This is a genomic window from Candidatus Hydrogenedentota bacterium (assembly GCA_035416745.1).
Lineage (GTDB): Bacteria > Hydrogenedentota > Hydrogenedentia > Hydrogenedentales > SLHB01 > UBA2224.
This window is the reverse complement of record DAOLNV010000118.1, coordinates 1-13,565: the sequence shown is the minus strand read 5'-3', so window position 1 is coordinate 13,565 and position 13,565 is coordinate 1. Positions and strand designations below refer to the sequence as shown.

The window sequence follows — 13,565 nt, the reverse complement described above, 5'->3', positions numbered from 1 at the left end:
GAACATCGCCAGCATGTTCTCGACAGGGGAATTGGCTTGGAGATTGTGGATAGCGTTGAAGACGTACCCGCCCCCGGCGTTAAAGATTGCGATGCGCTCGCGCACCTCGTTGTATACCTCGCCGGGCGTGCCGAAAGGCAGGGTCTTCTGCGTGTCCACCCCTCCACCCCAGAACACCAGGTCTTTACCATATTCGCGTTTCAGGGTTTCCGCATCCATACCCGCCGCCGAACATTGCACGGGGTTCAGGATGTCGAACCCGGACGCGATGAAGTCCGGGATAAGAGCGGCGACGCTCCCGCACGAATGAATAAAGGTCTTCCACGTGGTGTGTTTGTGGATGAAAGCGGTTATTTCTTTGTGGAAGGGCTGGTAGAGTTCGCGATAGGCGGCCGGCGCAATGAAGGTGCCGTGCTGCTGGCCGAAATCGGTGCCGGTGACGAACGCGGCCTGCACAGTATCGCCAAGAGCCTTCGCGAGCCGCCCGAGATTGTCCAGTGCAATCTCACACTGTTTCTCGAACACCGCATAGACGTAATCGCGGCGGGAGATCGTGGACATATACCACTCCTGGACATCGCGGATGCCTCGTGTGCGCTTGAGCCACATGGCGGGGACGAGGGCGATGTCGCCAAAGCCGGTCCCGGGGGCGCTCAGCACGGCGCCCATGCCTTGCGCGCGGGCAGCTTCCGCCTGGCGGGCAAAATGGCGCACCTCGTCATCGCTGAGAGGGCCAAACTCCTCGAGATTATCTTCGGGGTTCAGGTGGGCCTCGTCGATTGGATCCTGGCGACAGAGTGCGTCAAAGTAAAACCCCTCTTTCGGCATCCATCCGCTCGGAGGAACCGATGTGTCGCCTTCGGGATAGATGACCCACCCCCCGCGTTCGGATTCGGTCACGTTGAACCTGCCTGGCACCAGTACCTCGGTCCCGTCAAACATGGTGAAGGGTTTCCAGTCGGCGTTCTCGAAGCCAAAGAGGGTTCTGGACCCCATGACGGGCATGACATCCGCGCCGATGGCCTCGCGCAGCGCCGGATCGATTTCGCCGAGCATCTGGTAGGGGTCGACTACCTTTACCCTGTAACCGTCGTCGCCCAGCAAGGCCCTCCGCAGTCTGGTCACGGCAACCACGGACATGCCGGTCACGAGCGTGCTCCCGAAATCCACGCACACGCGGTCGGGCTGCTTGTGGGCCAGCGCGGCATTGAGACGCTCGATCGAGTTCATAGCGGGCCTTCCTGTTGTTCCTGGAACCAATTGTTCAGAGCCGGAGGACTCCTTGCACCGAATTTTCTGTCAAACGGCTACTATATTCCCCACATGCGCTCGATTTCTTCCAGGGACTTTCCTTTTGTTTCGGGCACGAACCGCCACACAAACACCACGCTCACGATACACAGCAGGCCGTACACCCAGAACGGAAACCCGTGATTAAACCGCTCGACCAGCCACGGACTCTCGTCCATCATGGGGAAGGTCTGCGAGACCACAAAATTGGCGCTCCACAGGCAGAACGTCGCGATGGCCATGGCGCGCCCGCGAATCTTGGTCGGGAAAATCTCGGAAAGAATCACCCACGTCACGGGACCAACCGACAGCGCGAAACACGCGATGTAGCCCAACACGAAGATCAGCGCCCACGCCTCGATATGGCGCAGCGAAGCCGCCAGGCCAAGGGCGAACAGACACACCCCCATGCCCACTGACCCGACTAGCATGAGCGGTTTGCGGCCCAGCGTGTCGACGGTCCAGATGGCGATGACGGTGAACGCCAGATTCACGCCGCCGACCAAGACGGTCTGGAGAAGGGCGGAACTGGCCGCGGACCCGAGCTTCTTGAAGATTTCGGGCGCGTAGTACAAAAAGACATTGATGCCCGTGACCTGTTGGAGAATGGCCAACGCGACGCCGATTACCAGTGCGGTGCGCATGCCCGGGCGGAAGAGCTGCCCAAGCGATTCGCTCTGATGCGAGAGCATCTGTGCGATCTCGTTCAATTCGCGTTCCGCGTGTTCGGGCCCCCCGATGCGTGCGAGGACGTCGCGGGCTTCGGCGGTCCGTCCCTGCTTCACGAGCCAGCGCGGCGTAGGGGGAACGAAGAAGAGCAGGACCAGCAGGGCAAACGCGGGGAGAGCTTCGGAACCGAACATCCACCGCCATCCGCGCGCCACGTTCCAGGCTTCGTCGCCCTGGAGCGCGATGTAGTAATTCACGAAGTACACCACGAGCATGCCGAAGATAATGGCAAACTGGTTGATCGAGACCATGCGGCCGCGGATGTGCTTGGGCGAGACCTCGGCAATGTACATGGGGGAGGTCATCGAGGCGATGCCGACGCCCACCCCTCCCACGATGCGGAATATCACGAACTCAGCGAACGTGCGGGGAAACGCCGTGCCGAGAGCGGAAACGAAAAACAGCACCGCCGCGAGAATAAGCGCGCGGCGGCGTCCCAGCCTGTCGCTGACGGGTCCGGCAATGACCACGCCGATGATACAGCCCAGCAGGGCCGACGAGGCCGCCCAGCCCTTGAGAGCGGGATCAAGTCCGAACCGGCTCTGAAGAAACCCGATGGCGCCCGAGATCACGGCCGTGTCGTATCCGAACAACAACCCGCCCAGCGTGGCTACCAGACAGATCCAAACCAGATAAGCGGTGCTTCCCTGGCGAGCCGTCGTACCGGCAGTCATGTGTTGTCTCCTTCCTCATAGGGCAGCTCGTGTTCAGGCGATTCTACAGCCGGTTCGTAGGGAAACGCGGGCGCCGCTTCCTCCGGTTTGCCCCATTTGCGCCAGCACCAGGGGAGCACCAACACGCTTGCCGCCGCGGCAGGTACAATCGCCAGTTCGATCCACCACATCGACACTCTGCCTACGCTTCCCGAGACATGTGCGGCCCCCGCGGCGGAGTCGATGTACGTGAACAACAAGAATCCCCAGAATATGAGCCAGTAGCGGCGCTTGGTTACCCCGAGCAGCACCATCGTGCGCGATGACATGTGACACACAATAGCGAGAACACGTTCGACCGAGCCTATCAGCCAGATCAGCGGCGTGGTTGCCATGACCTTCTCGGCGACGTCCCGCGCCTCGGCCACTTGAGGATGGTCAACAAAAGCAAACACCAGCCCGGTGCATACCGCAACCACGCCGAGCAGTATAGCTTCGAACGCTCCCGCGCCCGTTCCGACGGCCGTTGCGCGCCCGGCGTCGCGGCCCGGCGCACGCCAGAGGAGCACCAACAACAGCGTAAGGCCGATTTCGCAAAGGCTCGATTCGACCCCAACATAGAGGCCACCGAGCGTAATGAATAACCAGTTGGGAAGGTGGCCTTTGAAGAATCCTATGACCGGACCGTTGGTCAGAATGGCAATCCCCACTTTGACCGCGACCGCCACCAGCCACAGCCCGACGCCCACCGCGAACCACCGGAGCTGCGCCCTGGAAATCCACCACCACAACACGGCGGCGATGGTCCCCACCAATATCATCCCCGTGCCAGAGATCAACTCGTTCACAATAGTGGCTTCCATTCAACCCCCTCCTTCCCCCAGTCGTCCGGCGGGGCATCTGCCCGATTCCAAACCCGGCCGGGCGTCTGATTGAGCAGAAAGCTCCTTGGGGCTCTCCCCTGCCATTCAACGCCAGATGAGGGTCTCGGGTCAACCCACGCGGGATGGGGATATGGAAAACTGGTTGGGGTGTTGGGCATGTCGACGGGCAGGATTTGACATAATAGGGTAGGGGGGTATATTATAGCCACATGAGCCATATTGCCAGAGAACGCAAGAAACTGCTCGCGCGTGTCAACCGCATTCAGGGCCAGGTGAACGCGTTGAAGCGGGCAATCGAGACCGCGGTTACGGATTCGGACTGCCACAGCATCATGCAACAGGTGGCGTCCATCCGCGGCGCGATGAATGGGCTGATGCTCCAGTTTCTCGATGAGCACACGCGGGAGCATATCGCGCGGGGCGCGACTCAGGCCGACCGGGATCGCGCGGCGGAAGAACTCATAGAAGCGCTGCGCTCGTTTCGCACCTGATACGTGATTCGCCTCCCGAGGGGCACTCTATCAGCTACGGCCGGGCCAGGCGCGGGGCGTGCGGTCGCACTGTAGATCTGAACGGCAGAAAAGGACAGCAATAGTGATAGGACGCTTGGCCGACAAAGGGCTCCTTGCCAACGTCGGGCTGCTGGATATTGTGAAGATGGCGGTTGCGGGCGGATTTATCGTGGCGGCCGTCGCCGCCCAGTACATTGTTCAAGCACGCGAGGCTTACGTAATCGCCTTTTCGTGCCTCTCGCTGTGTTTCACGGGTTTCCGCATTGTATGGAGCGCGCTTCGGGGTCTTGCGCGGCTGCGGACCAACGTTGACGAGCTGGTCAGCTTCGCGATAGTGGCGAGCATGGTCCTCGGGGAATGGATATCCGCGGCGGTGGTGGCGTTCATCATGGTTATTGGTGGCTTGATCGAGGAATACACCAGCATGCGGGCGCGGCGGCATATCGAGATGCTCGCGGGAGAGAGTCCTACCCATGCCCGGGTCATCAGGCAAGACGGCGCCGTAGAGCTGGTCCCGATCCGCTTGTTGAAGCCGGGCCAGCATGTCCTGAGCCGCCCGGGCGACGTGATCCCGGTGGACGGCGTGGTTGCGGAAGGCGCCAGCGACGTCGACGAATCGATGCTGACGGGCGAAAGCGTTCCGGTATGCAAGACGTGCGGCGATTTTGTATCGGCGGGCACGATGACGTGCGAAGGCGCGCTGAAGATCCGGATCGAACGCACGGGAGACGACACGACGCAGGGGAAGATCGTGCATCTTGTTGCCGAGGCGGAAGAGCATCGCGCGCCAATCCTGCGGGCGGCGGAGGTATACGCGAAATGGTTCACCCCATGCATTCTGTCTCTTGCCGCGGCAGTCTGGTATGCGACGGGAGACGTTCATCGCGCGGTCACGATGCTGATCGTAGGATGTCCGTGCGCGTTTGTGCTGGCGACGCCGACGGCGGTAGTGGCCGCGCTGGGCCGTGCATCGAAACGCGGCATCCTCGTAAAGGGCGGAAAGTATCTCGAGGCATGCGCGCAAACTGACATGCTCGTTTTCGACAAGACAGGAACACTGACATCGGGCGCTTACCGCCTCACCGAAATCATCCCGTTAAACGGAATCGGCGACGATGAACTTCTGCGGCATGCCGTCCGGCTCGAATATTCGGCCGAGCATCCCATTGCGCGCGCCGTGATAACTGCGGGCATCGAGAGGGGGATGAATGTCTCTCACTCGGCGGATATCCGCCGCGAGGCAGGCCTCGGAGTCTTCGAATTGAGTGCAGGCGGCGGCAACGGGAACGGCGTCTGGCGTTGCGGCAACAAGCGGTTCATGCTGCAGCACGGCGTAGCGATATCCTGTGAAGCACACGAGCGCGCCCGGAACTGCGCCCAAAGCGGGCGAATGGCGCTCTACGTCGCCGAAGGGACCAGCCTTAGGGGCATGCTGGTATTGGAGGACGCAGTGCGGCCGGAGACTTCCCACACATTGCGGCGTCTTGGCGAGGCAGGCTATGGGGAAATCGTCGTGCTTACAGGCGACCATCCTGACGCAGCACACCGGGTCGCGGACGAATTGTCAATCCCGCGCGACCGCGTACTGGCCGAAATGTTGCCTGAGGACAAATACGAGTACATTCGGGCTCGGGAACGAGAGGGCCGCCGCGTCTGTTATGTCGGAGACGGAACCAACGACGGCCCCGCATTGGCGGCGGCGACTGTGGGGGTGAGCATTGGTTCACGGGAGAATACGGTGGCGCTCGAAACGGCGGATATCGTGCTCATGAAAGACGGCCTTGCACCTCTTCCCTTGCTGATGCGCCTTGCGAAACGCACACGCCGGACCATTAACGAAAACATACTGGCATTCGGCCTCGCCTACAACGCCTTGATGCTGATACTTTCCGCCGGAGGCGCGCTGACGCCCATTCTGGGCGCATTGGGACATAATATCGGGTCGGTTGCGGTTGTACTGAATTCCGCACGCTTGCTACGGTTCCGGGAAGATGCCCCGCGGAGGGCATAGCTATGAGGATGTAGGGGATCTGACATCCCCGATAATAGACCCCCGACGCTATCCTCGCCATAATAGTCTCAGGACGGTCGACAGACCGATTGGAGGAGGGGCATCCATGAGCGAAAAACACGGAATCAGAACGAGCTTTCTTTTCATGGTCACTGGGCTGGCAATTGCGCTGGCCGGCGCGGCTCCGGCTGAAGTATTGACGTTGCCCGAGGCGGCGCGTCCCGAGTGGCTGGCGGATGACGGCATTGTGATGGCGGGAAGCTGGGAGCCGTTGTTGTTTCGCGTGCGCCGCGATGGCAGTGAGGGGTACGAGCCTACCCCCGGGCAGCGCGAGGGGTACGCGCGCGAGCATAGCCCGGAAATGGTGGCGCGTCTCAAGGAACTGGGCGTGAACTTCGTCATGATGCATTGCTACAAGGGCGCGGGAATGGCGGCCGAGGCCGAAAGCATGGCCGACGCGGTGGCGTTTTCGAAGCTGTGCCACGACGCGGGGATGCGCGTAGGCGTCTATACGTACAGCGGGGCGTTCATGTGGGAACTGTTCTTCAAGGAGAAGCCGGAGGCAAAAGACTGGGTCCTGCTCAATCCGGACGGAAGCCCCGTCACCTACGGCAAGGCCACGTACCGTTACTACTGGAACCGCAACCATCCGGACGCACAGGCTTACTACCGCCAGATCGTGCGCTTCGCGGTCGAGCAAATCCAGACCGACCTGCTCCATTTCGACAACTACCATGTCGGGCCCGGCTGGGACCCGTACTCGATTGCCGCGTTTCGCGTCTATCTGAACGATACCTTCACACCTGAGCAACTCAAGGAGATGGGCATCACCGATACGGCCCAGGTTATGCCTCCTGAAGACGCGGACGGGGACAGTCTGCTCCGCCGGGCGTGGCTTGACTATTCGTGCAAAGCGCTGGCGGATTCGTATTACGACATGAGCAAGTACGGGCGCAGCCTGCGGAAAGACGTGCTGGTGGAATGCAACCCCGGCGGGGTGGGGGGGGCGATCCATGCGCCCGTCGACCACGGCCGCCTGCTCCAAGGCGGCGAGGCATACTGGGATGAAAGCCTGCGGCCCGGATATCGTGACGGAAAACTGCTCACGCGCATTCGCACGTTCAAGGTCGCGCGCCGCATGGACAACATCGCGTTCAACTACACCACGTCGCCGATCGAGGCCGCCGAGACGATGGCGTTCAACCGCGATTGCCTGGGATGCATGTGCTGGTTCGAGTACGGCAAGGCGGTGGAACGGCCGGGCATGAACAACCCCATTGACCCGGACCTTCAACCGTTTATCCGTTTCTTCCACCAGCGGCGAGACTTGCTTCGCCGCGCCGAAGTCGTCGCCGATGTGGCTGTGCTGCGAAGCTTCCCGTCGCAGATGTTCGCGCCGCCGGAACACGCCCAACTCACCCAACGGGTCGAACAAACGCTCATCGAGGCGCCGGCGTGTTTTCAGATCATCTACGACGAACACCTCGGCGAGCTGGCGCGCTACAAGGCTTTGGTCCTGGCGGGGTGCGTGGCGATGGGGGATTCGCGCTTGCGGCAGATCGAGGAATACGTTGCGGGCGGAGGCCGAGTGTGCATCGTGGGGCCCGCCGCTAACCACGACGAGTGGATGCGGCCCCGCGCCGTTCCCGGCCTCGCGGGGTTGCCGGAAGAGGCCGTGGTCCGCATTCCCGCCGATGGGGACATCCTGGAAGGCATTCGGCGCGCGTGCGATAGCAAGCCCGTGCTAACGCTCGCGGGAAGCGGGCCGGAGGCAAGCACCTCCGGCCTGTGCGCGGAAGTGACGGAACAGCCGGGACGGCGGCTTGTGCATCTGGTCAATTACCGGGACGGCGAGCCAAAGGAAAACGTCGCCGTGGCGCTACGGTTGCCGGACGGACTGAAGGCGGATACGGTGTCAATCGCGAGCCCGGAACACAGCGAGGAAATCGCGGTCCCCGTGAGCCAGGAGGGGGACGTGGCGCGGTTCACGGTGCCGCGGGTAAACGTGTACGAGATCGCCGTTGTGACCACGCGTTGACAGGCAAGAATGTCTTCCTATTGTTCGTGGCGCAGTTTGGGACGGGGCGGACCCGCATACGGTTTTGCGCCCAGGTGCAGGCCCCGGTCAGGAACGGTCGTGAGACTCGTGTCATCGGTTCGGGGCGCGGTGATCATGCCATAGTACCGGCCCATCCAGTAGGCATCGAGCCACCCGCCGGGATCGGCGACGACTTTGCCCTCGAGCGTGCCGTCCAGCCGCATGAAGTCGCCGTCCCACCGGTCGGGTTCGCCTTCGCGGGGCGTGAGCGGCTTGGGCCTCCCGGCGTACGTACGGCAGCCGTTCGGGGGGTAGAGATCGTCGCGGTGCGAATTGGTGTACGAGTGGCGGCGCAGATCCAGCGGCCACGCGCGCAGATGCTCCACGGCGCGGCGGGTTTCGCAGTCGTTGCCGGTCAGCGCGCCGTAGATGAAGTTGAACCATGGCACGGCCTCGATACGTTTCACTTCCCAGCTTCGCTCGAGGCTCCGCAGCCAGAGCGTCTTGAGTTCCGGCTCCGTTTCATGCTGGATCAACGGGAAATAGGCGTAGAACGCCAACCGATCGTCGAAATGCGTAAACGCTCCCGCAGGGAACGTCAGCTTCTGCCGGAGAATGTCTCCGAAATAGTTCCATCCGATAAGCTGCTCTTTGGCCGCCAGGAATTTGGGGTCGCGCGTGAAGTAGTATGCGGTGGTCATGTAATTGAAGGCCTCCATGCCGTTCAATCCGCGTGCGTAATAACCATAGGGTGTTTGCAGGTACTCGGGGTCCCAGCGGGCCCACCGCGTAGGTTGTCCGTCTACGTCGCGAAGGCAAAAGCCGTTGTCCACGATATGGCCGATAACGCGGTGCAGGTGTTCTGTGACCCAGGGGCGCTCTTCGTCATTCGCAATGAGATGGAGGAAAACCGTTGTGGCGTAGACGTGCGCGTCAATTTCGTCGCTTGACGTGTCGCCCTTCCATTCCCAGACGCCGTCGGGGGTTGCATGCCACTCGGCGGGAAGGCCCCCCGAACCGTGCTGCGCCTTGAGGCAGGGTTCGTTGACCGCATAGATCGAGCGTGCCGGAAACCCGTCGATAGGCGTAATCTCCTCACTCCACTTCATTGACTTCATCATGTCGACGGCCTCGGCGCGCGCTTCCAAATTGCCCGTGACCGCATATTCGAAGCATTTGGCGTGGAGATAGTGGCTGCTGTAACCCACGTCGTTGTCGCTCACCTCGCGCTGCCACTCGCCGTCGAGCAGAAAGAGGCTGTGGATGAATCCGAGGCGTTTCTGGCCCCACTCGTCGAGCCATCGCTCGTAATATGCCGCCTTCTTGGCGAGGGTATAAGGCTCGTAGGCGATGATGCCGAGGCCGCCATCGGTGGCCAGATAAGCCACGTTATCGCCGCAGGCGATGGCGTTGACCTTGTCGTGGGGAATCCAGCGGGGATATCCCAGAAACTGATATTCGCCGCCGGCGTTGCGAATCGCCCCGCGCATGGTCCCGATCCACAGCTCGCGAGCGAATCCTTGCGCGAGGCAAGTGGTATCTTCGTAACAGAGACCATCCTCGCCTCTGATGTGGTACCAGGTCATGCCGCGCAACAGACAGAGACCTTCGTCGGTGGCCACGTACAGGCGGCTGCCGTAGGACATGATGTTGCGGATCGAGCAACCATGTTCGAGCGAACCCCAGTCGGTGATTTCGTCGTAGACGACCTTCCCGCGTTCCAGGAGGCCTACCCGCCTGCCGTCATGGACGTAGATCGTCCCGCTGTATGGTGCGATCCCGAGCAGTTCGGTGGGGCTGTTCTCCGCCAGCGGGACTGCACTGGCGCCGTCAATCGTGTACAGCGCCGTCCCCGAGGCAAAGGCCACGTGCCCATTGCGCAGGCACATGTCCGTTACCGGCATGTCCGCCGCGAGCGACCACGCCGCGCCGTCAAACGTGAGCAAGCCCTTGGGCGACGCAGCCCACAGGGCATCGTTGAGCACCCTGAGCCGCGTGACGTTGCCGAGCGGAACATCGAGACGCTTAAGCGTTTCCCCGTCGACAACGGCCACACCTTGCATATCGCCCACATAGGCCTTGCCCTGGAATACCGCCACGGCATTCAGGGGGCTGCTCGTCTCGATGAGGCTGCCTACTTCCTGCAGGTACACCTCATCCACGATGGGTTCCCATAGAGCATTCTCGGGAATGGGCAGTTCCCCCACGGCGGAGGCCGCACCAAATGCGGAGAGGACAGCCATAAGCAGAAACACGGGCTTAAGCATGACGATTACCTCCTGCAGGTTCCGCCTGGGCCGCGAAGCCGCTGGCGCAATTGCTCATCGCAAGACATCTTAGCCGAAGAGGGGCTCTTACAGACAGCGGGGGGCGGCGCCCCAAAGAACGCGCCTGGCCGCCGCTGAGAACTGCCTGCATCAAGTCAGATTCTTGATCTATACCCATTACTGCATTACTCTATGAGTGTGGTCAGTTTCCGGGGTCAACCGGGGCCGGGATTAAGCGCATCGAGATGCGGGCCGGGAAGGCGAGGGCGCACCAAGGGTGGGAAGAGTGGGAAGGGGACGAACGAGATGGAAAAGGGTGAGAAGGGTGAGAAGGGGACTCAAGAGGCGGGGAAGCGCAACGTAGCGCAGTCGTTCGAAGACCTGCACGTATACCAGCGGGCGCGGGAATTGGCAAACGACGTTTATGCGCAGACGCGCAAAGAAGGCTGGAGGGGCGATCACGATCTCCGCGAGCAGATTCGGCGGGCCGCGGTGTCCATCATGTCCAATATCGCCGAGGGATTTGAACGCGGCGCCAAGAATGAGTTCGTTCAATTCCTGTACATCGCCAAAGGTTCGAGCGGCGAGATTCGCGCACAATTGCACGTGGCGCGCGACCAGAACTACATAGACGAAGCGGACTACCTTCGATTGCTTGACCGGGCGCGCCGTGTCAGCGGGATGCTCTCGAACTTCATCGGACATCTCCAGCAGACGAGTCACCAGGGAGAGAAATACACACGTCCCCGACGTCAAGCCTCCACCGCCCAGCAGAAACGCATAGAGGCTCTCCGTGCCGCTCAACCATCCAGCCCGCAGCCAAAGAAAACTGGCGAAGACAAGACCCTACCCGAATGAACGATCCCCCTCCCGCCCTTCGCACCTTCCCACCTTCCCCCCTACCCCACCCTTCTTACCCTTCGAACAGAAGTGGCGGAACGGGCCCGCCTTCCCGCGCCGGTACGCATTCCGGCCTCGGGTATGCTAATGTACCGGGCGGATCAAGCACATTTGCGCGGATGGTCCCGCCCAATCGTGGACGACGCCTGCCCGAGAGGTACCATGAGTACGTACGGATTCAAGCCACCGAACCAGCCAATCGCTTTCCCATTTTCCCTGCGAGCCGCACGCCTGTTTGCGTGGGGCGAGGTATTCGTCCTCATTCCCATGCATGCGTTCTGGATATTGTTCCGGAGCACTCCGTTCGTTGCCGAGAACACGGCGAGCGCAATGGTGGCGGCAATTCCGCTCGTGGGACTGCTTCTGGCGGGCCTGGCGGCACAATTGCCCCGCATCCGCGCCGCCATTGTGCGCGCGGAATGCCTGTTTCATCTGACAGCGGCGGCGGGGCTGTTCGTCTTGCTTGCGTACGTTACGGTTCGCGACCCCTTCAGCCCAGGGTTGCCCATCACGTGGCCGCTGAGCTTCTGGACCGTGTGCATGGCCTTCGCATTGCTCGGCGACACCGCGCTGCACGAGCGTTTGCGGGGCCATGCTGGCACGCAGCCGCGTCTGCCGTGGCTATCGGGAATCGCCCTGGCCATCGGCGCATGGGCCGCGCTGACGTGGCTCGCTTCGGGCATGGCTTGGGCACCGTATTTCTGGACCGTCTCGCTTGTCTTTCACGCCGTGATGGCCTCGCACAGCCGTCGCGTGCCTGCGCTGTCCCTTGCTCCCGCCAGACGGCTGCAAAGCACGGCCGCCCTGGCCGAGAGCCTGTTCATGGCGTCTCTGATGCTGTCCGCATTCTTCCGCCTCATTTTCACATGCGAGATGATCGGGCGGTACGAACTGAAATACGTGGGCTTCGTGAACATTGCCGCGAACCCGCTATTCGTGCTGGGAGCCGCGGTGGCGCTCGTGGCCGGCCGGTTCCGGTTCGCTTTCGTGACGCACGCGGCCATAGCGGCGCTCTTCATGTTTACCGGCCAGGAGTCGGCGTGGCCCATCGCGCTTGTGCTGGGATACGGTTTTGCCGCGCTGTTCAATGCATCGACACGTTTGAGCGGGTTGTCGTGGGCGCTGGCGTTGCCCGCGGTGGTTTTCATGTGGGCCTTTGGCATGCTCGGATTCATGGTGGCCGGCGTTATCGTTGAATACGGTCTCGGCCTGGGTCTCGTGCGGCTTCTCACGGAGAAGCTGCGTATTGTGACGCCAGCTCTATATGCCGCGTGGCTCGTGTTTGGGGCGGCGGCGTTGTTGTGGCCGCGCCGGAAAACCGGGTCCGAGGGCACTCCGGCTGCGTCCCCGGCAGCGGGCCCCGTGGCGGGCGCAATGGCGTATTCCGCGGCATGGCTGGTCATTCTCGTTCCTGCGCTTTACATGGTCGCCACGACCATGTGGCCGCCCGTGTTTTTCGAGCGCGGCGAGCGTATGGCCGTCGGCGAGCCATCGGGCGTCTGCCATGCCGGTTACAGCCGTTCCGACGAAGAATACGCACTTCTGCAAGCGTTGGGCGTGCGGCTGATGCGAACCGATTTTCATTGGAGCACAGCTCAGAAAGGTCCTGAGACCTGGGATTTCAGCGAGTTTGACAGTTACCTCGACGCCGCGGAAAAGCATAACGTCAACGTGCTCGCGTTGCTTGTGTTCGACAACAACGCCATCGAAACGAATGCGGAAGGCGCCAAGCGCGACCATTACATCGCGCCGCAAGACATTCCTCTTTTCCTCGAATATATCCGCCGCACGGTCACGCGCTACAAGGGCCGCGTCTATGCGTGGGAACTCTGGAACGAGCCCAATTTGAGCCGTTTCTGGGACGGTCCGCGCGACGAGCTCTACGAACTGCTCCGCAGGTCGGCCGAGACCGTCCGCGAGACCGATCCCGACGCGCTCCTGGTGGGTTCCGCGATGTCGGGCGCGATGGGTGTTGATTCCGCGCCGGGCATCGAAGGCCTGCACGCTGTTGGGGCGCTCAGGCCAGTGAATCATCCCGCGATGCACGCCTACGTTTCCGAACCGCGCACGTATTACAACGAGTTCTTGCGCGTACAGAACGCAGCCGCCAAGTATGGCCACCCCGGGGCCGTCTGGATCACCGAACTGGGCGACCCGGACGGCGGCGTCTACCCATGGCGCGGCTCACGTGAACATCTCGCCGTCCATGCCATGAAGGCCTACACCATCGCCACCTGCCTGGGCATCGAGAAACTGGTGTGGTACTGTTACCAGGACGCGC

9 protein-coding genes are annotated in these 13,565 nt (G+C 61.9%); 5 read left to right on the top strand and 4 right to left on the bottom strand.

Going from position 1 to position 13,565, the window contains the following annotated elements:
* The 3 genes from PLJ71_21060 to PLJ71_21050 form a co-directional block, all read right to left on the bottom strand.
* A partial coding sequence (locus PLJ71_21060; protein ID HQM51185.1) for a uroporphyrinogen decarboxylase family protein occupies positions 1-1,230 on the bottom strand: 1,230 nt, incomplete at its 3' end.
* A gap of 80 nt (positions 1,231-1,310) precedes the next feature.
* Positions 1,311-2,693 (bottom strand): sugar porter family MFS transporter, encoded by a 1,383-nt coding sequence (locus PLJ71_21055; GenBank protein ID HQM51184.1) that lies wholly within the window; start codon positions 2,691-2,693, stop codon positions 1,311-1,313.
* Positions 2,690-3,535, bottom strand: a complete 846-nt coding sequence (locus PLJ71_21050) for a YhfC family glutamic-type intramembrane protease (protein HQM51183.1) — start codon at positions 3,533-3,535, stop codon at positions 2,690-2,692. Before PLJ71_21050 ends, PLJ71_21055 begins: the two co-directional genes overlap by 4 nt.
* Before the next feature lie 230 nt (positions 3,536-3,765).
* Here PLJ71_21050 and PLJ71_21045 point away from each other — a divergent pair, with 230 nt between their 5' ends.
* The 3 genes from PLJ71_21045 (at position 3,766) to PLJ71_21035 (ending at position 8,117) form a co-directional block, all read left to right on the top strand.
* Positions 3,766-4,047 carry a metal/formaldehyde-sensitive transcriptional repressor gene (locus tag PLJ71_21045; GenBank protein ID HQM51182.1) on the top strand — a complete coding sequence of 94 codons (282 nt, stop codon included), beginning with the start codon at positions 3,766-3,768 and terminating at the stop codon, positions 4,045-4,047.
* Between the two features lie 103 nt (positions 4,048-4,150).
* Complete coding sequence (locus PLJ71_21040) at positions 4,151-6,079, top strand: cation-translocating P-type ATPase (GenBank protein ID HQM51181.1); 1,929 nt, start codon at positions 4,151-4,153, stop codon at positions 6,077-6,079.
* Positions 6,080-6,185: 106 nt separating this feature from the next.
* Complete coding sequence (locus PLJ71_21035) at positions 6,186-8,117, top strand: hypothetical protein (GenBank protein HQM51180.1); 1,932 nt, start codon at positions 6,186-6,188, stop codon at positions 8,115-8,117.
* 17 nt (positions 8,118-8,134) lie between these two features.
* On the opposite strand, the gene PLJ71_21030 is transcribed toward PLJ71_21035, so the two are convergent.
* The gene (locus PLJ71_21030) at positions 8,135-10,384 is read right to left on the bottom strand and encodes a hypothetical protein (GenBank protein HQM51179.1); all 2,250 of its coding nucleotides are present in this window, start codon (positions 10,382-10,384) and stop codon (positions 8,135-8,137) included.
* A gap of 306 nt (positions 10,385-10,690) precedes the next feature.
* On the opposite strand from PLJ71_21030, the gene PLJ71_21025 reads away from it, so the two are divergent.
* Together PLJ71_21025 and PLJ71_21020 are read left to right on the top strand one after the other, a co-directional pair.
* Positions 10,691-11,242: a four helix bundle protein gene (locus PLJ71_21025; protein ID HQM51178.1), complete on the top strand. Its 552-nt coding sequence runs from the start codon at positions 10,691-10,693 to the stop codon at positions 11,240-11,242.
* A 204-nt stretch (positions 11,243-11,446) separates the two neighbouring features.
* Positions 11,447-13,565: hypothetical protein (locus PLJ71_21020; GenBank protein ID HQM51177.1), on the top strand; the 2,119-nt coding region annotated here is incomplete at its 3' end.

Bases quoted from the DNA above. Each gene is read 5' to 3' on its own strand.
- PLJ71_21055 (HQM51184.1), bottom strand. From the start codon at position 2,693: ATGACTGCCGGTACGACGGCTCGCCAGGGAAGCACCGCTTATCTGGTT.
- PLJ71_21050 (HQM51183.1), bottom strand. From the start codon at position 3,535: ATGGAAGCCACTATTGTGAACGAGTTGATCTCTGGCACGGGGATGATA.
- PLJ71_21045 (HQM51182.1), top strand. From the start codon at position 3,766: ATGAGCCATATTGCCAGAGAACGCAAGAAACTGCTCGCGCGTGTCAAC.
- PLJ71_21035 (HQM51180.1), top strand. From the start codon at position 6,186: ATGAGCGAAAAACACGGAATCAGAACGAGCTTTCTTTTCATGGTCACT.
- PLJ71_21030 (HQM51179.1), bottom strand. From the start codon at position 10,384: ATGCTTAAGCCCGTGTTTCTGCTTATGGCTGTCCTCTCCGCATTTGGT.
- PLJ71_21025 (HQM51178.1), top strand. From the start codon at position 10,691: ATGGAAAAGGGTGAGAAGGGTGAGAAGGGGACTCAAGAGGCGGGGAAG.